20 protein-coding genes are annotated in these 25468 nt (G+C 38.6%); 15 read left to right on the forward strand and 5 right to left on the reverse strand.

The window, feature by feature from the left end:
* The first annotated feature begins 49 nt into the window (after positions 1-49).
* The 4 genes from WD048_09910 (at position 50) to WD048_09925 (ending at position 3390) form a co-directional block, all read left to right on the forward strand.
* Complete coding sequence (locus WD048_09910; protein MEX0812518.1) at positions 50-1462, forward strand: MBL fold metallo-hydrolase; 1413 nt, start codon at positions 50-52, stop codon at positions 1460-1462.
* Positions 1463-1529: 67 nt separating this feature from the next.
* A complete protein-coding gene (locus WD048_09915; protein MEX0812519.1) occupies positions 1530-2360 on the forward strand; it encodes a universal stress protein in 831 nt (276 codons plus the stop codon).
* A gap of 21 nt (positions 2361-2381) precedes the next feature.
* Positions 2382-2957 carry a YeeE/YedE thiosulfate transporter family protein gene (locus WD048_09920; protein ID MEX0812520.1) on the forward strand — a complete coding sequence of 192 codons (576 nt, stop codon included), beginning with the start codon at positions 2382-2384 and terminating at the stop codon, positions 2955-2957.
* A gap of 19 nt (positions 2958-2976) precedes the next feature.
* A complete protein-coding gene (locus tag WD048_09925; GenBank protein ID MEX0812521.1) occupies positions 2977-3390 on the forward strand; it encodes a DUF6691 family protein in 414 nt (137 codons plus the stop codon).
* 77 nt (positions 3391-3467) lie between these two features.
* On the opposite strand, the gene WD048_09930 is transcribed toward WD048_09925, so the two are convergent.
* The 3 genes from WD048_09930 to WD048_09940 all read right to left on the reverse strand — a co-directional run bounded on the left by WD048_09930 (position 3468) and on the right by WD048_09940 (position 6358).
* The gene (locus WD048_09930) at positions 3468-4625 is read right to left on the reverse strand and encodes a porin (protein ID MEX0812522.1); all 1158 of its coding nucleotides are present in this window, start codon (positions 4623-4625) and stop codon (positions 3468-3470) included.
* A gap of 112 nt (positions 4626-4737) precedes the next feature.
* On the reverse strand, positions 4738-5970 hold the full coding sequence (locus WD048_09935; GenBank protein MEX0812523.1) for an ammonium transporter: 1233 nt from the start codon (positions 5968-5970) through the stop codon (positions 4738-4740).
* 49 nt (positions 5971-6019) lie between these two features.
* Entirely contained in the window at positions 6020-6358 is a 339-nt protein-coding gene (locus tag WD048_09940; protein ID MEX0812524.1) for a P-II family nitrogen regulator, read from the reverse strand.
* Between the two features lie 429 nt (positions 6359-6787).
* On the opposite strand from WD048_09940, the gene WD048_09945 reads away from it, so the two are divergent.
* Positions 6788-8200, forward strand: coding sequence for an MBL fold metallo-hydrolase (locus tag WD048_09945; GenBank protein ID MEX0812525.1), 1413 nt, complete (start codon positions 6788-6790; stop codon positions 8198-8200).
* 72 nt (positions 8201-8272) lie between these two features.
* On the opposite strand, the gene WD048_09950 is transcribed toward WD048_09945, so the two are convergent.
* Both WD048_09950 and WD048_09955 read right to left on the reverse strand, forming a co-directional pair.
* On the reverse strand, positions 8273-12844 hold the full coding sequence (locus tag WD048_09950; protein ID MEX0812526.1) for a T9SS type B sorting domain-containing protein: 4572 nt from the start codon (positions 12842-12844) through the stop codon (positions 8273-8275).
* Positions 12844-13299 carry a hypothetical protein gene (locus WD048_09955; protein ID MEX0812527.1) on the reverse strand — a complete coding sequence of 152 codons (456 nt, stop codon included), beginning with the start codon at positions 13297-13299 and terminating at the stop codon, positions 12844-12846. Before WD048_09955 ends, WD048_09950 begins: the two co-directional genes overlap by 1 nt.
* Positions 13300-13533: 234 nt before the next feature.
* Between WD048_09955 and WD048_09960 the strand changes: the two genes are divergently transcribed.
* The 10 genes from WD048_09960 (at position 13534) to WD048_10005 (ending at position 25446) form a co-directional block, all read left to right on the forward strand.
* A complete protein-coding gene (locus tag WD048_09960; GenBank protein MEX0812528.1) occupies positions 13534-13854 on the forward strand; it encodes a hypothetical protein in 321 nt (106 codons plus the stop codon).
* 238 nt (positions 13855-14092) lie between these two features.
* A complete protein-coding gene (locus WD048_09965) occupies positions 14093-15052 on the forward strand; it encodes an endonuclease/exonuclease/phosphatase family protein (protein ID MEX0812529.1) in 960 nt (319 codons plus the stop codon).
* Between the two features lie 120 nt (positions 15053-15172).
* Positions 15173-15988, forward strand: coding sequence for an ABC transporter permease (locus WD048_09970; GenBank protein ID MEX0812530.1), 816 nt, complete (start codon positions 15173-15175; stop codon positions 15986-15988).
* Positions 15985-17166, forward strand: coding sequence for an ABC transporter ATP-binding protein (locus WD048_09975; GenBank protein MEX0812531.1), 1182 nt, complete (start codon positions 15985-15987; stop codon positions 17164-17166). The genes WD048_09970 and WD048_09975 overlap by 4 nt, the downstream gene beginning before the upstream one ends.
* Positions 17167-17173: 7 nt before the next feature.
* Positions 17174-18049, forward strand: coding sequence for a phytanoyl-CoA dioxygenase family protein (locus WD048_09980; protein ID MEX0812532.1), 876 nt, complete (start codon positions 17174-17176; stop codon positions 18047-18049).
* Positions 18050-18061: 12 nt separating this feature from the next.
* Positions 18062-19093: a hypothetical protein gene (locus WD048_09985; protein MEX0812533.1), complete on the forward strand. Its 1032-nt coding sequence runs from the start codon at positions 18062-18064 to the stop codon at positions 19091-19093.
* Positions 19094-19100: 7 nt separating this feature from the next.
* Entirely contained in the window at positions 19101-20207 is a 1107-nt protein-coding gene (locus WD048_09990; GenBank protein MEX0812534.1) for a transglutaminase domain-containing protein, read from the forward strand.
* 6 nt (positions 20208-20213) lie between these two features.
* The gene (locus tag WD048_09995) at positions 20214-22976 is read left to right on the forward strand and encodes a tetratricopeptide repeat protein (GenBank protein MEX0812535.1); all 2763 of its coding nucleotides are present in this window, start codon (positions 20214-20216) and stop codon (positions 22974-22976) included.
* 482 nt (positions 22977-23458) lie between these two features.
* Complete coding sequence (locus WD048_10000) at positions 23459-25000, forward strand: hypothetical protein (GenBank protein ID MEX0812536.1); 1542 nt, start codon at positions 23459-23461, stop codon at positions 24998-25000.
* Positions 25001-25014: 14 nt separating this feature from the next.
* The gene (locus tag WD048_10005; protein ID MEX0812537.1) at positions 25015-25446 is read left to right on the forward strand and encodes a hypothetical protein; all 432 of its coding nucleotides are present in this window, start codon (positions 25015-25017) and stop codon (positions 25444-25446) included.
* The last annotated feature ends 22 nt before the right edge of the window (positions 25447-25468 follow it).

The following is a 25468-nucleotide window of genomic DNA, read 5'->3' on the forward strand; positions in this document are numbered from 1 at the left end:
TCGATTTATATTTGTTGTAGAAATTAAAAAAAACCAAAAAAATAAACTGATGAAAGTAGAACAAATTTATACCGGATGTATCGCCCATGCAGCGTACTATGTAGAAAACAATGGCGAAGCTGCCATTTTTGATCCACTCAGAGAAGTGCAACCCTATATTGATCGGGCAGAGAAAGATGATGCCAAGATCAAGTATGTTTTTCAAACGCATTTCCATGCCGACTTTGTAAGCGGACACTTGGATTTGGCAAAGAAAACCGGAGCGGATATCGTGTATGGGCCAACTGCCAAGCCAGGTTATGACGCTATTACAGCCGAGGACAATCAGGAATTTAAAGTCGGGGATTATACCATAAAAGTAATCCATACGCCCGGGCACACCATGGAAAGTACCACTTACATGTTGATTGATGAAAAAGGAAAAGAATACGGCATTATCACGGGAGATACTTTATTTATCGGAGATGTGGGCAGACCGGATTTGGCACAAAAAGTAGTGGCCGACTTAACGCAGGACAAACTTGCCGGCCATTTGTACGATTCTTTGAGGAACAAAATTATGCCCCTAAACGATGATTTGATCGTATTTCCAAATCACGGAGCGGGAAGTGCTTGTGGCAAAAACATGAGCAAGGAAACTACCGATACTTTGGGCAATCAGAAAAAAACCAATTACGCCCTGAATCCAGAATTGAGCAGAGAGGAATTCAAAAAAGAAGTATTGACCGGTTTGGTAGAACCACCGCAATACTTTCCTGAAAATGTGCTGATGAATATCAAAGGCTACGAAAGCCTGGACAAAGTGATAGAAAGAGCCAAAACACCATTGAGTGTAGATGCTTTTGAGGTAGTGGCCAATGAAACCCGCGCATTGATATTGGATACCAGGAATGCGGAGGATTTTGCCAAAGGACATATCCCAAATAGCGTGAACATTGGTATTGATGGAAATTTCGCCATGTGGGTAGGAGAAATGATTTTGGATTTGAAACAAGAAATCCTTTTGGTTACCGATAAAGGCAGGGAAGAGGAAAGCATGATCCGATTGTCAAGAGTTGGCTATGACAATACCATTGGCTATCTAGATGGCGGTTTTGAAAGCTGGAAAAAAGCCGGAAGGGAAGTAAATACCATCAACAGAATTTCTGCTGAAGAATTTGCCAAAAAATACAAGGAAGATGCACTGGTATTTGATGTGAGAAAGAAAAGCGAATACGATTCTGAGCATGTCATCAATGCCAAAAATGTACCGCTCAATCAAATCAGCGAACATCTGGCGGAATTCCCCAAAGACAAGGAATTTGTACTGCACTGTGCCGGTGGGTATAGAAGTATGATTGCCGCCTCTATTTTAAAGCAAAGAGGCTGGGACAATTTCACTGATGTAGTGGGCGGATTTGAGGATATTTCCAAAACAGACGTGGAGAAAACTGAATATGTTTGTCCATCTACATTGTTGTAAAATTTAAAACACACAAAGGCTTTCGGGTATCATTTGCCCGGAAGCCTTTCTTTAAAATCACAAGACCATGAAACGAATACTCATCCCAATAGATTTCTCAGAGCTATCAGAATATGCATTTTCTATTGCTAAGGAAATACAGGAAAAAACCAATGCGCAATTAATTGGGCTCAATGTAGTGCATGTGGGCAAATCCGCACTTTACAAAACCGATGGAACCCTTTCTGACAGCAACGATTTTGATGTGGAAGCCATTAGAAAGCAGCAAGCGGATAATGAGCAAAAAATACAGGAATTTTTGAAAGATGTACCCAACTCAAAAGGGGTGGTCAAAATCGGGAATATTGAAGAAATTATCCTAAACTGTGAAAAAGACGAGGAAATAGATTTAATCATTATGGGCACACACGGTTCTTCTGGTCTATCCCAACAATTGAGCGGAACCATTGCCGATAAAATCGTACGCAAAGCACAGGCATCTGTCATTACATTGAAATGCAAACGCGAAACTTCTGAGTTTAAGGACATTTTATTGGTCAGCGACTATGACCAGGCCGAGAAAGACAATATCGCACAGCTAAAAGAAATAGCATCAATTTTTGGAGCAAAACTGCATTTGCTAAAGGTCAATACTCCATCTAACAGCAGCGAAGTATCAGAAATTGAAAACAATATGTCTAAATATTGCCAACTTAACGGCTTGGAAAATGTTGATTTTCATGTTGTTGAAAACGATAAGCTGGAAGATGGGATCACAAAATTCGCAGATGAAAAAGGCATAGAATTTATTGCCATTGGCTCCAAGGGTAGAATGGGCATCAGTGCCTTGTTTAGGGGCTGCATTTCTGCCGATTTGGTCAATCATTTATACAAACCCGTTTTCACTTTTAGAGCATAAAATTTTAAAAGACTATCTACTATGAACCTAATTGAATTGATAAAAGAACCTTGGCCCTGGTATGTTGCCGGGCCATTGATTGCCTTTGTATTTTTCTTATTGTCCTTTTTTGGAAGGAGCTTTGGAGTTTCCGATTCCTTGCGGACCATGTGTTCGATGAGCGGAGCTGGAAAGAAAATCGAATTTTTCGACTTTGACTGGCGCAATCAAATCTGGAACATCATATTTATTATTGGCGCAGCCATTGGAGGATTTATTGCCACATTTTGGTTGTCATCCGATACACCTGTTCAAATCCATGAATCGGTGATTGCAAATATCCACGCCATGAATTTGGATGCTCCTTCGCCCTACAAAATTTTACCCGAATCCATCTTCTCTTTTGAAGCATTGCTAACCCTAAGAGGTTTTATAGCCCTGGTGCTCGGTGGATTTTTAGTAGGCTTTGGCGCGCGCTATGCAGGTGGCTGCACTTCAGGTCACGCCATTAGCGGATTGAGCAATTTGCAATTGCCATCATTGATTGCCGTAATAGGATTTTTCATTGGCGGCTTGATTATGGCGCATTTGCTACTGCCTGTAATCATGAATTTATAAACTGAAAAAGAAAAATAAAATGAAATACTTAAAATTTTTATCGGTAGGGATACTATTTGGAATAGTGCTGGCAAAAGCAGAAGTGATTTCCTGGTACCGAATCTATGAGATGTTTTTGTTCAAGAGCTTCCACATGTATGGAATAATTGGCTCGGCAGTGATCATAGGAATTATAATCGTCTTTTTGGCGAAAAAATACAAATGGCGTACCTTAGATGGAGAAGGTATGGTCTTCAATCCCAAGCAAATGAGCATACCGAGGTATCTCTACGGTGGTATAATATTCGGATTGGGCTGGGCATTGGCAGGAGCTTGTCCAGGACCCATGTATATTTTGGTGGGAGCTGGTTATCCGGTAATTCTTGTAGTAATTTTCGCAGCCTATCTAGGTACACTGGCTTATGGCGCTGTAAGAAGCAAATTGCCTCATTAATACAAAAGGAGTGAAAATCAAATTAAGAGAGTGGCATTAAGGTTGCCACTCTTTTAATTTGAATAAAGTAAACCAACTTAAAAGACTCCAATAACTGCTATCCCAGCAGTAGTCTGGTATTTTTTAAACTTTACTTCACCATTTGTTTTGGGACCACTTATTTCAGCAGAATAAATATTTTTATTGCTCCTGTCATGTCTGATCTCAGGCTTGATTAGAACAGCCCCATTGGCTAAAGTAAAAATTCCGGTTAATGTTAATCCTGTGTATTTGGCTCCTAAGTATTGGACACCTCTGTCATCATCAAAATATTCTACCCTGGTTCCTATAGCAAATAAATCAGTAAAGTTGTAATTAAGATAGAGAGCTGCACCGCCCCAGGCACTAAAATTATTATTGTCAAACTTGTAAGTTCCGAATGCAGCATTTACTCCTATATTGAATTTTTCAGTAACAGAATAAGTAGAGGTTAAATCCACCATTTGTTTATAGCTTTTTGTTGAATCTCCTGTTATTTCAGAGCCGTCTTCGTTGCCTCCAATCCAATTGAGATAAAGCTCGAAATCATCTGAAGGGCTCAAAGCCAACTGACCAACAAAAGATTTTCCCTTATTATTGTCAGAGATATTATCCCAACCATTTACAATACCTGCCATCACTTGTACTTTATCGCTAAACGCATAATTTAATAGTAAGCCTGTATGGTAAAACGGGCCATTGCCAAAAAGATAAGAAAGGCTGTAATTGAAGTTGGCATTTGCATCTACCAGTTCATATCCAATATGAGTTCCGAATTGCCCGACTTTAAAGCTGAATTTTTTACCTAAAGAGTGTTTGATGTAGGCCTGCTTAATCAAAATACTGGTACCGGTATTGCCAAAATTTGCCAGCTCTGCGGCAGGGCCAAAAGCGAGTTCTCCTACAATTTCTGTTTTTTCTGTTTCGTACGCCACCATAGTACGCAACATACCAAATGCGATGCGGTTGTGTTCCAGATCAAATATCCTTCCTACACCCGTTGTTCCCCCGTTTTCCAGAGGCCCAGGTTTATTAAAATTATAAGAGTAATAAGTATCAAGACTTCCGGAAAATGAAAATGCACCTTTGCGAAAGAATCCTTTTTTTTCCGTAATAGTAGTGTCTGCAACTTGTGCTGACACATTTGTTCCTGTAATCAGAACTGCGCATAAGATTAGAAACCATTGTTTTAAAAGTGTTGTGTTGTTTGAATTCATGAGTAAAAATTGTTTAGGGTTAAGAGAATAGAATTCCTGCATTCCGCATATGCGGACGTTGTAAAAAGAGTGGCACAAGTGGCACTCAGGCACTAATACTTTGGTTCAAATCTTATTTAATAGTAAAATCAGGGTATGCATGCATACCGTGTTCGGTAATATCCAGCCCTTCTATTTCATCAGCTTCAGAGACACGAATGCCCAATAATTTCTTTATGATAAAAAAGAGTATAAAAGCAAACAAAAAGCAAAATACTCCTACTAGCCCGATACCGATCAATTGACTAATTAATTGAGGCATTCCTGCATTGGCGCCAAATAATCCTACGGCAAGTGTTCCCCATATTCCACATACAAGATGGACTGAAATTGCACCCACAGGGTCATCAACTTTTACTATGCGATCGAAAAAAGCTACAGCAAGAACTACCAATGCACCTGCTATAAAACCAATAATTACTGATGAAAGGGGATCCATTAAATCAGCGCCAGCTGTAATACCAACTAACCCTCCAAGAATACCATTAAGCACCATCGTTAAATCATGTGATCTGAAAATGGCAAAAGAAAATATGAATGCCCCTATAGCCCCTGCTGCTGCTGCTAATGAAGTTGTGACAAAAACTAAAGAGACCAATTCAGCGTCTGCACTGAGCACAGACCCTCCATTAAACCCATACCAACCCAGCCAAAGTATGAGTACTCCAATTACAGTCAGGGGCATGCTGTGTCCGGGAATTGGCCGGATTTTCCCTTCAATATATTTACCTAATCGGGGACCCAGAATAATGGCTCCTGCAAGAGCACCCCAACCACCAACAGAGTGAACAATAGTGGAGCCTGCAAAATCATAAAATGGAGTGGAAAGACTATCGAGAAATCCTCCTCCCCATTTCCACATGCCAACAATTGGATAGCATATTGATACATAAACCACTGAGAAAAGCAGGAAACTGAAAAGTTTGATACGCTCTGCAACTGCACCAGATATAATTGTAGCTGCAGTTGCTGCAAACATTGCCTGGAATATAAAATCAGTCCAATACGTATATCCACCTGAATACTCAGAGGTCATTCCTCCGGGAGGGGGTGTAATTCCAAAACCGGCAAAGCCAAAAAACTTCCCGGCAAACTCCGCACCAGGATACATCAGGTTAAACCCTAAAAGTGCATAAGTCAGCAAGCCGATAGATATAATCATTACATTTTTAAAAATAATATTCACTGTATTTTTAGAGCGTGTAAGTCCCGCCTCGAGCGAGGCAAATCCCAAATGCATAGCAAATACCAAAATTGCTGCTATCATTATCCAAAGGTTATTTACCGTAAAACTGACTGTTTCCATTTTTTTACTGTGTTTTAGATGTTTATTAATGTTGGTTTGAATAGTGTTTTTACAAAGCCGAAGTACCTTCTTCCCCTTTTCTGATATTAAATACACGCTCTACAGCAGTGACAAAAATCTTCCCATCTCCGATTTCTCCTGTACTGGCTGAATTTATGATGCACTGAATGATCTCATCTGTTTTTTCCTCAGAAACTATTATTTCAATAACCGTTCTGGGAATAGATGCCATATCATAGATCGCACCGCGATAGTGGATTTCCGCTCCTTTTTGCTTGCCAAACCCCTGCACATCATAGAAAGTGAAGAAGTTGACATTGATTTTCGCTAATTCTTCTCTCACTTTTTCCAGTTTGGATGTGCGGACAATGGCTTCGATTTTTTTCATCTCTAAAGTGTTTTAGTAAGAAACTCGTTAAAAAAAACTAAAAATTTTGACCAAATATATCTAAAAAGTGGTTTTAAAGAAGAAAAAAGTGATTTATTTTAATGAAAAAATGCTTTTTAAAGCATAAATCGCTAAAATAAATAGGTTTTTTGTGAGTGAAGATGATGGAAATCGAAAAATTTGACTTTTAATTGATGAATTATTGGCGAAGAGGCCAAAAGAAAGAATTGTTAATGACAGAAAAGAGTAATGTCCTTCTCGGAAATAGATCAAAATAGCCCGCCATTAAATTAATTTTTCAGTCGAGTTTCACTATTTTCCATATTTCTGAAGTAAATAATATCCGAACTCAGGCTTGATGTAACTAATGTAACACACCCTGAATCAGTCTTTGCCTAGTTTTGTTATTGAATAAAAAAATACAGCATTATGCATATTGAACAGATTTATACCGGATGTTTGGCACAAGGTGCTTATTACATCGAAAGCAATGGCGAAGCAGCAGTGATTGATCCCTTGAGGGAATCTGCACCCTATTTGGAAAAAGCCAAAAAAAGGAATGCCAAGATCAAATACATTTTCGAAACCCACTTCCATGCCGATTTTGTATCGGGTCATGTGGATTTGGCCGAAAAATCCGGTGGAATCATTGTTTATGGCCCCGGAGCAAAAACCGATTTTGATTTTCACGAAGGAAAAGACGGTGAAATATTTGAACTGGGCGATTTGAAAATAAAATTGCTGCACACGCCTGGGCATACCATGGAAAGTTCCACCTATTTGCTTTTGGATGAAAAAGGAAACGAAAAAGCCATATTCAGTGGCGACACTCTATTTATAGGCGATGTAGGCCGTCCTGATTTGGCACAAAAAGGAGACATCACCCAAGATGATTTGGCAGGAATGCTTTATGATAGCCTGCGCAATAAAATCATGCCGTTACCAGATGATATTACCGTATATCCAGCGCACGGTGCTGGTTCAGCTTGCGGAAAAAACATGAGCAAGGAAACCACAGATACTTTGGGCAACCAAAAAAAGACCAATTACGCATTGCGCGCTGATATGAGCAAAGCCGAATTCATCAAGGAAGTGACTGAGGGATTGTTGCCTCCCCCACAATATTTTGCCAAGAATGTGGCCATGAACAAAACAAAGGAAACTTCTTCGCTCGATAGTGTTTTGGAAAAAGGAAATGTAGCTTTGGATCCTGAAAAATTTGAATCCATCGCCAATCATGAAGGTGCATTGGTGCTCGATACTCGTAAGGAGAGCGAATTTGCCAAGGAACACATCCCCAATTCTATTTTCATAGGAATTGATGGCGACTTTGCCCCTTGGGTAGGCGCTTTGATTCCAGATTTGCAACAACCCATTATTTTTCTAGCAGAAAAAGGCAGGGAAGAAGAAGTGGTTACCAGGCTTTCAAGAGTAGGCTATGACAATACGCTTGGATATTTGGAAGGCGGCATAAAAGCATGGAAAGCTGCGGGAAAGGAAACCGATTCCGTTCAGTCAGTATCTGCCGGGGAATTTGCCAAAACCTATGAAAATGGCAATACAAATGTATTGGATGTGCGCAAGCAGAGCGAATTCCAATCAGAGCATGTGGAGGATGCGCAAAACTTCCCATTGGACTACATCAATGACAATATGGATGAGTTGGACAAAAACAAGGAATACCATGTGCATTGTGCAGGCGGCTACCGCTCTATGATAGCCAGCTCTATCCTTAAAGCCAGATCTTACCAAGATGTGGTAAATATTGAAGGTGGATTTGGGGCCATATCCGAAACTGATGTGCCGAAGACCGAATATATTTGCCCAAGCACATTGAAGTAAGCAAAAAGATGATCCTAATTTTCAAGAAAGACTTGATGCACAGCCAAAGGTTTTGGATTATCGGTTTTAAATTTACCTGATAACCGTTATACTGCCGGATCGTTCGTATGTTTCCAGGTTAATATATTCTGCATAAATACGATATACATAAACACCGGGTTCGATCAACTTGCCTTTATATCTGCCATCCCATGCTTCATTTACATCTCGGCTTTCGTATAGCAGTTCGCCCCAGCGGTCGAATAAGCGGAACACAAATTGGTCAACACCTTTGTGAACAGGAGCATAATAATCATTGAGTCCATCTCCATTGGGTGAAAAAGCCGTTGGCATGTGCATGTAATATTCTCCTTCAAGTACTTCAATCAGAATGGTATCGGTTTTTGTGCAATTGTTGGCATCAGTATAGCTCAGCACGAATTCCTGTGTTTCAAGTGGGGCAACAATAGGATTCAGGCAATTATCGCAACTTAATAGATATTCGGGAGACCAAACAAATATTCCCGGAGGATTGGTGCTTCCATTGATCAAGCCCTGTAATTGAGCATTGTTAAATTCCACAATGGATGTATCTTGTCCGGCATCTACAATCAATGAATCACTGATATTTGCAGTCACTGAATCAGCAGCCAGGCAGCCATTGGCATCACTTACTGTAACTGAATATGTACCACTTTGGCTTACTTCTATACTTTGACTTGTTTCGCCTGTTGACCAGGAGTAAGCAGCAAAGTTTCCTGCATCAAGCGTTTCAGATTCTCCAAAACAAAGCACTATGGTTCCTCTTAAGTTCACAGTCAGAGGAGCAGGATCAATCAATTCTACGGTATCACTTCTGCTGCAATTGTTTTGATCGGTTACTTCTACCCAATAAGTACCCGCAGGTAAATTGTCAATAAAAGTATCTGTACTTGCATTGTTCCAATTGTATTGCAGCGGGGGATTGTTCGTTCCTGCTATTGCTGAAATGCTTCCATCATCAGCTCCGTTGCAGCTGATGGGATCCACATCAAGGCTTAGGCTAACTGTATTGTTTGCTTCATCTACTTGAGCATTCACAGTATCTGTGCAACCATCGGCATCCTCTACAACAATGGTATAATTTCCGGCAAAAAGATTATCAAATACTGGATTGTTACCGAAAGCTCCGCCATCAATTGAAAAACCCAAAGGTAAAACTGCTGTGGATGAATCTGTATTTACTTCGATAGAGCCGTCATTTGAATTACAATTCGCCCCCTGAATCAGGACGGTGGATGATAGATCATTGGTTTGTAAATATAAGGTGACTATGGAATCACAACCACCAGCGTTTTGCAAAGTATCTGAATAAACACCACTTTGTGAATAGAAATCACCATTAAACTCAAACTGATCACCTGAACATATGGTATCATAAATATCTGTGAAAACCTGAGAAACCACTTCTACATCCAAAACGATGTTAGAATCACATCCAAATGTATTGGTCAATTCAAATGGATAGGAACCAGGTTCAAATATGTCCACACCATTAAAAGTAATCGTATCTGTTTCACAAATACTGGTATTTATCGTATCATAATTTGCAACAAAGGGAGGGGTGTTAACACTAGTTTGGGCCAAAAAGCCAGCAAAATTTGCAGCAGACGCTACATGTAAAATCAATGTGTTCAAACCGGGATTCCAGTCGTCACAAAGGGCTACACTTAACATACCCGATTGTGCATAGCCAGTATGTGTATAAGGATTACCAACAGGAATACCTGGTATTTGTCCGGATTGGGCAGTTCCGTTAATATATATTTCAAAAACAGAATTGTCGCTGAAAAAATCCAATGCCAAACAAAATGCATTTTGGTCTGAAAAACTTCTGCCACAAGAATCCATGCAAGGAAGCTCGAACTCAATTTTGTAGAAATAATCAAGGCTACCTCCATGTCCCCCAGTTTGATTATGTGAAATCCATTCAGCATCCGGGAAAGGGCTGCTATAATAATTTCCAGGAATACTACTCATCACGACAGCCGGATTGTAAGAGCCATTGATATCGTTTACAGCAACTTCCCAATTCAAATCATTATTACCACCTGGTAATATACCTCCACTTCCATTGTTTCCTGTATTGAAAAAATTAGGGTCTGGTGCTTGGCCGATTGCTTGGATATTGGATATGTTTAAATTAATTACCGAGTCACAACCTGAAGGGGTTTGTAAGGTATAAGAGTATGTACCTGCTGAATCAAAAACTACTCCATTAAAAACTATAGGTTCATTTGCACAAATAGCAGTGTCAATGGTAATTCCTGAGTTAACTATTCCAGTCAATGTTATAGATGTATCTATCGTACAATTCACCTGGTCTAAATCTTCCACTGTAAGATCGTACACTCCGGCACTGAGATTGCTCAAATTGTTTCCACTACCGGATGGTTGCCAGGTATAGTCATAATTGCCGCTACCATTCTGCACAGCGACAGATATGCTGCCATTGCTTGCTCCGCAATCAGGGTCAGTGATAGCAGCAGTAAGGGAAATATCGCAGCAATTTAGTCCCGGATCTACAGTCATGGAAGCAGTAGCTTCACAGCCGTTGTTGTCACTAACAGTCACATTGTAGGTGCCGGGAGATAGGTTGAATAAAACCGAATCAGTTGAAGTGCTATTGTCCCATGCAAAAGAGTAGGGGAGCATACCACCGCTTACCGCAATTCCCGCAATTCCATCATTATCGCCCAGGCAGGTCTCTGCAATGGCTACTGCGGTATCAATAACAGGCGCCCCCGGATTGCTTAGGGTAAATGTGCTGTCTTTAATGCAATTGCTTTGACCCAAATCTTCAATGGTTGCCGTATAAACCCCGGCAGACAAATTGGTGGCGGATAGCCCCGATTGTCCATTGTCCCATGAAATATCATAATTGCCACTGCCCTGGGTAATATTCAAAGTAATACTTCCATCACTTTGTCCACAGGCGGGTTCTTGCACGGTGGCCTCAAATTCCAAATCGCAGCATACCGAATCAACCTGCACAAAAACAGTATCGGAAAGCGTTACACAGCCGGCTGTATCTGTGGCAGTTAAAATATATTCTTGATCAGCAGTAGGGCAAACTGTTGGCGACAAAGTGTTTTCGTTTGTCATATTGGTAGTGGGACTCCAGGTAAAGTCGGCTTCATAGCTGAGTTCTGGGTCATCAAAGGTAATAGACCAACCAGTTAAAGTTCCTTCTCCAGCAGAGGCGAAATTAGAGCCAGCAGTAACTACAATAGACCAAACTCCGTTGGCAGTGCAACCTGTAAGGTTATTAAAATTTTCATCAGGTCCGAAACTGCTGCTATGCCTTGTCCCAGAACCTGTTGATATAGGAGGGCCTGCCGGGACAAAACAGGTGTTAACAAAAGTGACGCTATCGGGCCCTTGAAAACTTGGGAAAAATGGAATGGGCTGATAAGCGATGTTTTGTCCTTGAGTAGCTCCGGCAGGAACGAGTAATATTCTTGTGCCGTCAGGGCATTCAAGATAAATATCTAGATCAGCCGCAGTTTGTATGCTATTAGGTCCGGGAGGAATAGCAGTAATGTCGACACCGAAATAACTGAATCTATCAATACAAACCTGTGTAATAGAGTTTGGCAGCACATTGTTCATGTTTAATGTTTGCACATTAACATTAACTGAAGATTCTGAGCCAAAAGTACTACTAACTGGCTCTGGCTGGATGTTAGAATAAGTTCTATGTGCAGCAGGCCTGTGAATGACTTTAGCAGAAGCACTTAATTCTGCACAATTTCCTTCGCATATAGTAGTGTCAGCACCTGCATTAATTTCTAGTTGAGGTTCAACAACATTAATAGTTACTGAGTCTGAACATGTGGAATTACCATTGGTCATTTCTACATAATAAGTAGTTGTATTGGATGGATTTATGGGATTGGGATTTTCACCGCCCGGATTTCCTACTCCATAAGAGTAGTTGTCATGCTGCCAGGTAATTTCGTAAGTAGGGTCATTATAGTAGATATTCACATTGTCAATGCCCCAGTGGTCGTATTCAGCTCCAGAATCATAGTCCTGAAACCAACGAAAGCTGGTATTGGTTGTGATTCCTCCAGGGGGAACGGGAAAGCACCAATTGTTCCAATTGACCAGATCGGGGTCATTGCCACCATTAGGATCGAAATAATGAATATCTGTCCAGGTATTACCTCCATCGGTAGAGTATTGAATATAAACCCCTTCATCAGGTTCGTCTGGCCCTTCACAGGGTGCAGCATTCCCTTGTTCAGCAAAAAGCATATCAAAACAAATGGTGACTCCAGCAGTTGCTGGTGTTAAATCGTAGCCGACTGTTTCAAGTGCACGTGGAACGGCAGATTGATCTCCCATCCAGATGTGCGTGGTGCCATCTACACCATTGGGGCTACATGGGTTTGTAAAGGTAGCTTGTTGTGTGAATGCCCAGCCAGAAGGGTTTCCATTGTCAAACTGTTCTACAAAAACCTGTTGTCCCTGCCCTTCTCCAAAAACAGACAAAGAAATATAATCTCCACATACAATGGTATCGGGAACACTTGAAATCTCAACTTCACATTGAGCATTTAAAAACAAGGGAAAACAAATACTAAATGATAAACTTAAAAGGAAATGATATATTTTTTGCATTATTTGACGTTTTCACCATTCACAGCCAATGGTATGATTTTAAAATCAGTCAATTTTCGGGCTTTTGCAGTTCCGGTCATTTTAGAGAAAACAGCAAGTTTTCGGTTTCTATAATCTTTACATGAACCGGTAGCACTTTCACCAGCAGCCAGTTCTATTGAGAAAGAAGAATTTTCTCTTTCATCTAAATCACAATTGCTGCAAACCTCATCATACCATTTTTCGATTTTGTAATCCAGTTGCAAAGCATTTTTGCTTTTGTTCTCAATTTTCAAAAACAAGTATTCCTTGCTGATACCTTTGGATGCATCACTGCAATTGATTTTTTTAGTTGAGATTTCAAAGTTTGAATTGCCTTGGGAAATTACCCAATCAGCACTGCTTTCCTGAGCAGATATTGAATAATATATTCCAATAAAAATAATTGCTGTAAATAATCGGCTAAAAAATTTCAATGCTTTAAAATTTGTTTATGCACATAAAAATAAGGGATTTGAATTGGAATAGTAAGTGTTTATGCAACTTTATACAGAAAAGCTGTCTGCTTTGCTAAGCTGGAACTGAAGCTTTTGTCATCATCAATAAAAAATTTTAACTTTTTTTTCGAATAGTTTTAAAATTCATGAATGCTTTTTATACATTTGTGAAATCAAATTATTATTCATTCTTTAATTAAAACCAAACAAACAATGAAAAAGCAACATTTTTTAAACCTGTTTATCGCAGTTTCTTTACTTTTTGTATTGCAATCCTGTTCAGAAGATTTTGACTGTAAAACTTGTAACTGCACCGTTACAGAGAGGGATACAGAATTAGATGGCGATGGTAACACGGTAGAAGTTACTACCACCCGAACTGAAACTTTCACAGCTTGCCCAGGTGGTGACAATAATACAAGCGGTGTTCGAAGCCTAGAGTATTATGAATCAAACCCTATTGAAAAAACTGAACAAACTATTGATGGCGATACATATGTAGACGAAACATCATATAGCTGTAGCTGTAGCTAATCTATATTTTCTTTCAAATAATTTAAGAGCGTCAGTAAATATTTACTGGCGCTTTTTTTATGTTTTATAGATATTAATTGCTGAATAAAGAATTTTAACCCGCATTATGCAATTGAAAAGCGATTGCATAATTTGACGAATGAAAATCAATAACTTATCATGAAATGGAGAATACCAAAATGGTGATTTTCATTGTCAGGGTTTAATCGGGATTAAAAATTGCTGTATATTTAAGCCTATGAAATCAAAGATATACGCAATCCGCATTTTAGTATTGTTTTTTATTGTCAACCTTGTATTGTTAAGTGCCTGCAAGAAAGAACCGGTTGACGATAAGGATGATGATAAAGACAAAAACCCCAACGATACCACCCAGGTAGAGGAATACCGCGAAGTGGAATTTTCTATACTCTGCTACAATGTAGCAGGTTTACCCCAGGGAATATCTTCCTCAGATCCTGAAAAATACATGACTTCAATCAGTCCACTGATGAATGCCTATGATGTAGTGCATGTCCAGGAAGATTTTAATTATCACGATTCACTTTTGTTGTACAATTCTCATCCATATAAAACACCCCCTTCGCCTCCTGTACCCAATGGCGATGGTTTGAATACCTTTTCAAATTTCCCGATTTCCAATGTAGAACGCATTCCATGGACGGAGTGTACCGAAGCAGATTGTTTAACCCCTAAAGGCTTTTACTATTCACAAATTGAAATACAGGGCAAAACCATTGATTTTTATAATTTGCACTGTAATGCCGGTGGTGATGAAGCATCCATTACAGCTAGACGAGCCAATATTGCCCAGCTTACCGATTATATTGCAGAACATTCAGAAGGTAAGCCGGTATTGCTGTTTGGTGATTTCAACTGTCGCTATGTTCGCCAGGGAGATTCAATCAGGGCTGTGCTGGATATGGGCTTTAAAGATGCCTGGATTGAGCTGATCAGGGAAGGTGATATTCCGGCTTTGGGCAGCCCGAGGCTGGATGATTGCGATCCAGACCGGAACAGTCCGGATTGTGAGGTGGTGGACAAGGTCTTTTACCGCGGAAATGATGAGGTGGAAATTACAGCCCTTTCCTTCCAGACAGACGACCCTGCCTTTTATTTTGAAGGCGATCCCAACCAGGAACTTTCAGATCACTGGCCGCTTATTGCCGAGTTTAAATTGCGGTTTAAGGTGGAGTGATACTTCTATTCCATATGTCTGTATAAATCCAATAAATGGATATACATGGCATTTGTCACAAACCATAGCAGTTTTATTTTAAACCGATATTAGCAGTACTTTTGTGGCAGAATCAAATTAATGAAGCAGACTTTAATAACATCAGAACCGGTCGGCCTTTCCGGTTCGTTGAAAAAAATCTGGGATTACAGGGCTCTGATATTAACCTTTGCACAAAGAGACTTGAAAGTAAAATATGCCCAAACAATCCTGGGTATTGGCTGGAGTATCTTACAGCCACTTACAGCACTTTTGATATTTGCTTTTTTTTTCGGCTATATTCTAAAATGGGATGCTGAGGGTTTGCCCTATTCACTGTATGTTTTATCGGGTTTGCTCGGTTGGAATTTTTTCTCATACATTGTTTATCAGGGCACAGCGAGCATACAGGAATCAGCTATGCTTATTAAAAAAATATATTTTCCAAAAGCGGTATTGCCCTTTTCAAAAATATACATTGCCCTGGTTGAATTGGTCATCAGCTTTCTATTGTTCATCCCATTATTGTTGTGGCATCAGCAGATTGTTTCGTGGAAAATCGTATTTATACCGCTGGTATTGTTTTTCAATACACTGGCTGCTTTATTTTTGGTTTTTATCTCCACTGCTTTGGCTTACAGAAAAAGAGACATACTTCATGTCGTGCCTTTTTTGATGTATTTTGGAATATGGGTGACCCCGGTTTTTTTTACCAAACAGACATTGTCCGGTACCTTGCAATTGATATGGTATCTAAATCCAATGGCTGCTGTCACTGAAGCCTGGAGATGGTGTTTGTTTCCACAGTGGGAATTTGATTTGTATTTCCTTCCCGGATTGCTGGTACTAATCCCTTTGTTTTTATTCGGGTTTTGGTTGTTTATTAAAAATGAAAGAAAATTCAGTGATTATATATGAGCAATGATTTTGCCATTAAAGTTGAAAATGTTTCTAAAGTATTTTCTGTAAGCAACACAGAGGATGCTGAAATGGGAAACGGTCAGGAATTGTGGGCGCTAAAGAATTTGTCCTTTGAGATCAAAAAGGGAGAAAGTGTAGGTATAATAGGCCCCAATGGAAGCGGAAAAAGTACATTGTTGAAAATCCTGGCGAATGTAACCTATCCAAGTACAGGGCAAGTTCGAATAAATGGCCGACTTGCAAGTATATTGGATATAGGAGCGGGTTTTCACCCGGAACTGAGCGGCAGGGAAAATATTTACCTAAACGGTCAGATTCTCGGGTTTAGCAAAAGGGAAATAAGACAGAAATTTGACCAAATTGTTGAATTCAGCGGAATTGAAAGATTTATTGCCGAACCGGTAAAGAAATATTCCAATGGCATGTATCTGCGCCTGGCATTCAGCATTATGGCCCACCTGGATTTTGACATTTACCTGTTTGATGAGGTATTGTCGGTAGGTGATGCCGAATTCAGAAATAAGATAAAAAAGAAAACGGAATCAATTATTGACAGTGAAAAGACCATTCTGTATGTAACACATAACCTGAACGACATTGTGGAAGACTATACCAAAGGAATTATTCTTAGAAAAGGTGAGATAGAATTCATGGGGAACAATAATGCAGCAGTAAAAAAATATATGAATGACCTTTATGCTCCAGAACAATCTGAAAAAGAAATAAAATTTGATGATGTACCGGAGGATTATAAAGTTAAGATCACCGGTGTGGAAATTTCTCCAAAGGAAAAAATTTATACAAGCTCAGCTATAAATATCGAACTGGACATAGAAAAAGCAGATAACATTAAAGAAGATGTAGTATTTGGAATAGTTTTGTATGATTCATTGGGAAATCCTGTTTTTACTGCCATGTCAAATTTCGCTGAAAATCAGGTGAAATTTGAGCTGGAAAAAGGACAGCACAAAATTTCATGTGAAATACCGGCTAATTTTCTTTCATCTGGTACCTTTGTAATTGATCTTTATTTTGCCTGTCCTGAATCGAAAAGCAAACTTGTTAGAAAAAAACGGGCCATGGTCTTTCAGGTAGAAGAAGAACCGGAGATATCAAATTTGTCGTATAGCATTGGTCCTTTAAGACCCAAGTTTAAATGGCATTTAAAGAATTAAAGTTGTTATGGAAAGTGTTGTGTCAAAAAAAATAGAACTGCGTGATGAAGGTTTGAATACCACTCTATTAAATAAAGGATATGCAGTAATCCCTTCTTTTCTGTCAGCTGGGCAAATCGACAATTTGTTGAAATTTTATTCAGATTGTAATCTTGACCAAGATAAAACCCAGCCCAATTATCTGTATCTGAACCCAGAAAAAAGTTTTGAGATCAACAGATACATAAAGTCACAGATTGAAGCATCATTTGATGAGAATTTTAATTCGGGCAATCTTTTGGGCGGTGTGTTTATGATAAAAAAACCAGGAGAAAACAGGGAAGTCGATTTTCATCAGGATTGGAGCCTGGTAGATGAAACCCAACATATCTCCTATAATTTGTGGTGCCCACTTACCAATGTCACTAAAGATTCTGGTGCTCTTATGATTATTGATAAAAGCGATAAAGCCGGCCTTCCATACAGAAGTTCAACTTTTCCACCACTGGAAATAGGGCAGCAGAAAAAATACACGAGATTTATCAAAAATTTCAATTTAAAAGCCGGTGATGCTATAGTCTACAAACACAGTTTGTTTCACGGCTCTGGGAATAATAATTCGCCCAAAGACAGAATAGCCATTGCATGTGGAATAATACCCGAAAATGCTGCATTCATTTACCAGCATTGGAATGAAAATACATCAACAATTGAAAGCTATGAAGTTGATCAATCTTTCTATATTAGGTGCATACATGATGTATTGTCCGGTAAGATTCCTGAAAAGTATAAGTGTATAAAAAAAGTGCCCATGACATCAAGACCTGAAATTTCGGAGGCTGTTTTTTACAAAAAACTCAGGAAGGTGCACGGTGTGAAGAGATTTATTTTTTTTGATTTTTAGCTTGGTTTGTCTATGTTCAAAACACTATCTGAACTTGAAGAATATTGTCTTGATAAAGTCAAATCAGGTCAATGTGAAAATGGGGAATTCAAGACATTTCTCTTTTTTCCTGGTAAAAAGGAAAATGGCTGGATATATTCAGGGCCTTCGGTTTTTCTCACCACATCTATAGCAATAGCACTTTTATCATCTGATGATGAAAAGGTGAAATCCATTACAGGTAAAGCGGCCCAATTTGTAAGGTCACAGATGGAAGCAGGTGGCTTGTGGAGATTTTATCCGCACAATGGCCTGTTTAAGTTTAATACTCCGTTGGATGTTGATGATACAAGCCTTGCGTCTTTTTTGCTGACAAAGTGTGGGGTTGATTTCCCGGATAATAAAAAATTATTGCTGAAACAAATTGACAAGAGGGGTAATTTTTATGTTTGGTTTTTACCACGGTTTAAATACCTGAGCATGCCTGGTTTCCTGCTGAGATTGGTTGCTGATCTCAGGTATTCCTTACCCATTTTCTTTGCTATGAAAGGCAGAACCGATGCACCGTTGATCAATTACAATGATTTTGAACATTCGGTTTCCTCAAATGCTGTTTTATACTTGTCAAACACAAAAGAAACCCAAAAATCAATAAATCACATTACCGAAGACATACTATTTGGCAATGAGCACAACCTGTATTTTTACCCATCCTTTTTATTTACACTATTTCATATATCAAGAGCTTATCGTCAGGGCATTTCGGACTTTTCAAATTTGAAAGAGAAAGTTGGCAATTACTTTAAAAGCAACAGGGAGCAGGTCGAAAAAAATCTATTGAACAAAGCCATTGGCGCAATTACACTTTTGAATTTTGAAATTGAAAATCATATGGTCAGGGAATTGATGTATGATATTTTAAAGTCTTCTGAGAAAGAAATCAATACACCATATGGATATTTCTGCACCAAAGACAGGAATATGGAAGGGGGCAGCGTAGAGTTCAACTGTGCAATTATTTTTTATGCCATTCAACTTTATCGATCTTCTAATATTGAAAAATAATTAAAGTTTGAAAATCAGTCTAACTGCTTTAAGCATTGTTTTAATTATTAATTTTTCATGTGGAAACTTCTATATGGAAGATGAAACCGGAACCGTTGACCATGAGATTTTGATTTTGAAAAACCAGCAATTGCAAATTGTAAATACTTCTAAAGGTGAATCCTGCTTTTTACTAAAGGCAGGAGGTGGCTATTTTTCTAATGATGAAATTACAGCGCATGTAAGAAGTATGCCCGATGATATTCCCAGTGAGGCATTGGAAAGAAAGGCTTGGAGGTTTGTAATTGATAATATTGAATATTTACCTTCCATCACCGGAAGCAGAAAAATCCACCACCCATTGACCCTAATAAATTCCATAGGTTTTGGCCAATGTGATGATTTGTCAGCAAGCCTTTATTTTATATGGAAATCACTTGGCTTTAAGGCCAGGGTATGGGAATTGGGCGGACATGTGGTTCCTGAAGTCTATGCAGATGGAAAATGGCAAATGTATGATCCTTCTTTTCAGGCATATTATCTTAATAATAAAGGTGAAATTGCAAGTGTTGAGGAACTTGTCCAAAATCAGGAATATATTTTGGAACCCAGAGAAAAGATCAGTGCTTATACATTCCATTATTCTGTATCAGATAGTTTTAAAAGTGTATATGATAGTTTAAAATATTCAGATTTTATAAACAAATATTATGCAACAACAGGAAATAATAAGCCCAATGAATGGTATGAAAATACTTTTATCTACGATAGGATGAAATTTTGTTTGCCTTCCGGTGCCAGTTTGAAAGTCCCTGTTTATGCAGACAATATCATCAACTTTAAGGATTGGTTTGGAAATGAAAGTGAAATAAATTATTTCATAAAGGTTGAGTTTCCTGCCAACAGCAATGATAACATAAACCTACCCCTAGTATTTGTTCAGCCTAAGAACATGAGCGCTGGTAGTGTGAACCAAAAAAACATGTTGTTAATTTCAGATAGTTTGCAAACAGGTAATCTAGATAGCCGTGAATTATTTGCATTGATCAATAACAATTACATTGGTGATAGTATTCGTTTTTATTTTAGAGAACTGGATACCAATTCTGTAAGTATCAGGCTTTTGAATAATTGATATCTGATGGGAAATGCTGTATTTAGCTGGTTTAGTTTGTCATTGCCTTCATTTAGGGTAATGATGTTCCTATTGTTTGCTTTTGCTTTTTTGCTCTATGGTAATACAATTAACCACGAGTATAATTTTGATGATGCTCTGGTCACACAAAATCACAGACATACTTCCAGGGGTGTTGAAGCAATTCCGGAAATTTTTACTTCACATTATTATCAGGATGAGGACGGGTATGCATATGAATACAGGCCGGTAACACTTGCAAGCTTTGCCATTGAACATCAATTTTTTGGGGAAAGCCCAACGATCAGTCATTTTATTAATGTACTGCTTTATGCTATTTCTGGAGTCTTGTTGTTTGTTTTATTATCAAGTTTGTTGCCTGGGCAGGGCATTCATTTTTGCTTTTTGGTTGCTTTTATATTTATTGCACATCCACTCCATACAGAAGTGGTAGCAAGTATAAAAAACAGGGATGAAATTCTTGCGCTGCTCTTTGCAATGCTTTCCTGGGTATTTGCCATAAAATTTATACATAGGGGGTATCTGTTTTTGTTGTTTCCATCACTAATATTTTTGGTCATGGGCATATTATCCAAAATGAGTGTGGTGGTATTTGTGGTATTAATACCACTATCTGCGGTTTTCTTTGAAAATGTGAAATACAAAAGGGTATTTATTTTGAGCTTTCTCTTTGCAGTTGCTTCAGTCTTTTTTATTCCGGAAAATGCCAAGCATTTAAAATTTCTATTTTTTCTTGTAAGTGCCTTTGTTCCATTGACCATCACTTATCTTTTAAAGAGTGGTTTTGTCGAATCTGCTTACCACCGCACGTATGATTTTTTATACACAAAGGATCGACCTGTAAATGATAGGTTAAAAGCATTTTGTGGCTGGTTTAAAAAGGTATTTGAAACAAATACTATAGCAATAATTGCATTGCTGGCGATGCTTTATGTAACAGGCCTATTACTTAACAATGATATTGCTGTGCTAATAGCAGTGAATGCCTCTTTTATTTTTATGGCATTGTCTGTTGCTGATCGAAAGAGATATTTCCTGGTTTTATTGAGTTTAATGTTAATCGTGACTTTTTGGTTTGCAGCTACTGATATAGTTGCCAAATCCTCTGTATATGCCGTTGTTTTGTTGTTTGTTGCAGGCTACATACCCAAAGAGAAATTAAATATTGCTTCTATTATTGTTCTTACCATTGCTGCAGCTTTTTTTGTTCACTATTCCATTACACCGCTCATATTAATGCTTTTGGTGTCGGTTATAGCTAGCCGAAACAGGGCCTTGCTGTTCACTTCATTTTTGTATTTTATATATTTGGTATTCAGGTTTTTTCTTGGGAAATATGATAGTGCTATAGATTACATTTTCCTTGTTATAGCTTCTATCATTCCACTATTGCTAATGAGGGAAAAGTTGGGAAAAACCGGCCAGGTTTTATTGTTGTGTGCTTTTATAGGATTTACTGTTGCAGGTATTTATAATTACAGGCTTATACAGTCTGATGCCAATTTATCTTTGTCTGAACCTTTGGCTGAGATGATTGAAATGACCACACCCGAGGTATTGGAATATACTGACAGACCTTTGGGATACCTGGAATCACCATTGGACAAAGATGCTTCATGGAATACAAAGATCGGCACTTCTGCGTATGTACTGGGAGAATATCTGAAAAAAATGTTAGTCCCAATTTCAATGGGCTTTTACTATGGATATGCGCATATTGTCCCTGTTGGAACAGGTAATATGCAGTCACTGATATCGCTTGTTTTACATTTAGCATTAATGTTGGCTGCAATTATATTATTGCGCAGGCATCTTGTTTTGAGTTATGGAATTGTCTTTTACCTGGTAAGTATTTTACTGTTTTCAAATTTGTTTTATCCTGTTGTGGGGATGATGGGGGACAGGCTTACTTATGTAGCTTCGATTGGTTTTAGTATTTCACTGGTCTATTTGTTGACCTGGATATTTAAAATTAAACCAGGAAAGAATTCAAATATTAGAGTTCAATATGCTTTAGTATATATGTTTATATTAATTATAAGTGTGTATTCTGTGAAAACCGTTGCTCGCAACAACCTTTGGCAAGATCCATTAACCTTGATGGAGCACGATATCAAATACCTTGATAAATCAGCACAGGCACATAACATGCTGGCAAGTTACTATTTGAGAGAATACAATGAAAACAAGAATTCACTGGATAATCAACGCTATCTTGATCAGGCAATTAAACACTACAATAGTGCAATTGAAATTTACCCTGATTTCTTTAATGCACACTACGATCTTGGAAAAGCTTATAATCACAAGAAAGAATACAAAAAGGCAGTTAAATCCTTTAAAAGAGTGATAGAACTGGATTCAACATATACCAATGCCATGATAAGCATAGCCAATATATATGAGGTCAATGATTTACTTAAGTACAGCATTCCATACTATGAAATGGCCATTAGCAATTCTTCTGATAATTTATTGTATTACAATTCCCTTGCTTATGCCTGGTATAGGCTTGGGGAATACAATAAAGCAATAGAAGTTGGGAAACAGGCAGTTAAGGCATATCCCAATGAATTTGATCCCTGGTCAAACCTCGGAAAAATTTATATCAAGACAGGAAATAATGAACAGGCAATTATTTGCTTCGAAAAAGCGCTGCGTATAAGTAATCATAGCAAGGAAGTCTCTGACATCTTATCAGAGTTATACAGGGAACAGGAGGGTATTGAAAAAACGATTCATAATTAAATTTACAAGAAAAGACTTTTGTCTGTGCTTGTGATGCTCTATGTCCACAGATATTTACCCCCTTGATCTGCCACCTGTTATTGGAGTTGGTCAGAAGAAAAACCTACATGGCTTAACATACCTCCAGCAAATTTGTCGAGAAAATAGGGGTTTGCCTGTGTTGCTATCACAGTCTGGGTTAAGCATATAAACCAATATACCAGGGGATCAAACGGGTAAGGATTGACATGCGTCCGGCTTATTTATTCAAAGCATTAATCACACACAATACAACCAATGCTTTTCAATCGCTATTTTAGTTTGAAAAACAGTTTAGTCAAATGTGTTATTATAAACATAAGTATTGTAATTTAATTATAAGGAAATATGCTGTTTGCCAGCAATATCTATTAGCAACATAAGCAAAGCGAAATATTATTTATTAATTCTTGCTTTTCAGTTGTTTTATAGTTAATTTGCTTTTGCATAACCATCTTTGACATATGAAGAAGCATCTACTCACATTTTTGTTTGCGTTTATTTGTCTGTCAGTTTTTCCTCAATCTGGGAATATTGGCATCAATACCAGCACCCCTGATGAAAGTGCCTCTTTAGAAGTTGGCAGTACTGACCGGGGGCTGCTTATCCCTAATGTTTCGCTAACTGGTGCAACTGATGTTACCAGTGTAATTGGAGCTCCATACCCCGAGCGATTGTTGATCTATAATAGCGCAACAGCAGGTTCTGCGCCAAATAATGTAACACCGGGATATTATTATTGGAATGGCAGCAAGTGGATCAGAATGAAAGTTGGTTCTGAAGGAGAAGACCATGACTGGTATGAGTCCGGAGGAACTGCCCCCGACAATATCAATGACAATATTTATACCTATGGAAATGTAGGAATTGGTATGGCTTCACCAAGAGCAGGTACCACATTGGATGTCAATGGAGCAGTCGGCACCTCAAGAATGGGAATTGGAGGCACATATAATTCAAGCCAGGTTCAGGGTATATGGTCCATTGCCCCCAATTATAAAATCTCAACCGGCAACAATGATTTTGGCAACCAATATGGAATCACCTACGCACATACCAATGCAGGCACTTCAACATCAAAACATCCAATTTCAGGCTGGGGACATCAGATATTATTCACTAGTAATGGAAGCAGGAATGCCGTAATTGGCCTTACCAATGGACATGGATATTTTGCGGGAAATGTAGGAATTGGAACCACCAGTCCAAGCGAAAAACTACATGTGACTTCAAATATCAGGGCTGATGGTGTTGTTTACTGGGGCAATGGATTGGTGAGGACCGAAACCCGCAATGATGCAGGGTTACAGGGCAATGCAGGTGCACGCAGTGGCTTTTATGAAACTTCTTCTCCATCACCTGCAGCCAACTGGCCATCCGGAGCTTCAAACTGGTGGCACTTGCTGGATGTAAGGCACAGCAATAATTCCAATAATTACGCTATGCAGATTGCCGGAAGTTTTTTCGATCAAAACCTCTATTACAGGAAAACAAATAACAATCCTGCCCAGCCCTGGACAAAAATTGTATCGGGCAATCAAGGAGCAACAGTATATTCCAATGCTTCTGAGATAAATTTGGTAAGCAACAATTCCGGATCATTCAGCTACAACCCCGGTGTTGGGTGGACACCGGGCACCTGGCAAAATGTGTCGGGTTTTTCTGTGACACGAAATATCACATCAGGAAGTTTTGTAAATATTACAGTATCAGCATTGGTTGAAGGAGATAATTACAATTATTATGTGCCCAGTTGTGCGTATTTCAGATTGATGCGTGGTTCTACTGAATTGGCCCGCACAGCAGTTAAACTAACTACATCTAGTTATACATATGATTACTTTTGGTTTTACAACAGCAATAATTTCTCATTTAATGTTGTGGACTCCGGTGTATCAGGAAACCAAAGCTATTCGATTCAATATTGGTTGCCTGATGAATTTACTTATACCGAATATGTAAGAATAGGTTCACGAAATTTAAACGTAATAGAATTAGGCAATTAAGAAATCACAAAATCATGAAGAACATCATTTTTATACCCATTATACTCTTTTTAATTCACCAATCTGTTTTTGCACAAGAACCTACCCGAAGACCACAGATTGAATTTGAACATGGTGATCTTGTTTCTTCCAATACGGGAAGGATTGCTGATGGGATCTTGTCTAAAGCATCCAAGGCATATTCAGAATTTTTTGCAGGAGTATATAATGAAGCGTCTGGAATCAGTAATATTCCATCTATACTTACCAGTGGAATTGTTTACATCAAGTTTGACTCCAGTGAGGGACATGTTTCCTATGGAGATTATGTGACAACCTCGAACGAAAAAGGTTTTGGAATGAAAGCCTCTCGTTTAGGATTTATTATCGGAATTGCTTTAGAAGATTCCAATAACACTTCAGGATTGCTGAAGATAAGGTTAGAACCCTGCTGGGTGGAAAAATAATAATCCAAATCATTTACCCCCC

The sequence above is a fragment of the Chitinophagales bacterium genome (genome assembly GCA_040877935.1).
GTDB lineage: Bacteria > Bacteroidota > Bacteroidia > Chitinophagales > CAIOSU01 > JBBDNB01.

Coding starts and splice junctions, on each gene's coding strand:
- WD048_09980 (MEX0812532.1), top strand. CDS start 17,174: ATGGAAAGTGTTGTGTCAAAAAAAATAGAACTGCGTGATGAAGGTTTG.
- WD048_09950 (MEX0812526.1), bottom strand. CDS start 12,844: ATGCAAAAAATATATCATTTCCTTTTAAGTTTATCATTTAGTATTTGT.
- WD048_09945 (MEX0812525.1), top strand. CDS start 6,788: ATGCATATTGAACAGATTTATACCGGATGTTTGGCACAAGGTGCTTAT.
- WD048_09920 (MEX0812520.1), top strand. CDS start 2,382: ATGAACCTAATTGAATTGATAAAAGAACCTTGGCCCTGGTATGTTGCC.
- WD048_10005 (MEX0812537.1), top strand. CDS start 25,015: ATGAAGAACATCATTTTTATACCCATTATACTCTTTTTAATTCACCAA.
- WD048_09970 (MEX0812530.1), top strand. CDS start 15,173: ATGAAGCAGACTTTAATAACATCAGAACCGGTCGGCCTTTCCGGTTCG.
- WD048_09975 (MEX0812531.1), top strand. CDS start 15,985: ATGAGCAATGATTTTGCCATTAAAGTTGAAAATGTTTCTAAAGTATTT.
- WD048_09930 (MEX0812522.1), bottom strand. CDS start 4,625: ATGAATTCAAACAACACAACACTTTTAAAACAATGGTTTCTAATCTTA.
- WD048_09910 (MEX0812518.1), top strand. CDS start 50: ATGAAAGTAGAACAAATTTATACCGGATGTATCGCCCATGCAGCGTAC.
- WD048_09985 (MEX0812533.1), top strand. CDS start 18,062: ATGTTCAAAACACTATCTGAACTTGAAGAATATTGTCTTGATAAAGTC.
- WD048_09960 (MEX0812528.1), top strand. CDS start 13,534: ATGAAAAAGCAACATTTTTTAAACCTGTTTATCGCAGTTTCTTTACTT.
- WD048_09925 (MEX0812521.1), top strand. CDS start 2,977: ATGAAATACTTAAAATTTTTATCGGTAGGGATACTATTTGGAATAGTG.
- WD048_09940 (MEX0812524.1), bottom strand. CDS start 6,358: ATGAAAAAAATCGAAGCCATTGTCCGCACATCCAAACTGGAAAAAGTG.
- WD048_09995 (MEX0812535.1), top strand. CDS start 20,214: ATGGGAAATGCTGTATTTAGCTGGTTTAGTTTGTCATTGCCTTCATTT.
- WD048_09935 (MEX0812523.1), bottom strand. CDS start 5,970: ATGGAAACAGTCAGTTTTACGGTAAATAACCTTTGGATAATGATAGCA.
- WD048_10000 (MEX0812536.1), top strand. CDS start 23,459: ATGAAGAAGCATCTACTCACATTTTTGTTTGCGTTTATTTGTCTGTCA.
- WD048_09915 (MEX0812519.1), top strand. CDS start 1,530: ATGAAACGAATACTCATCCCAATAGATTTCTCAGAGCTATCAGAATAT.
- WD048_09965 (MEX0812529.1), top strand. CDS start 14,093: ATGAAATCAAAGATATACGCAATCCGCATTTTAGTATTGTTTTTTATT.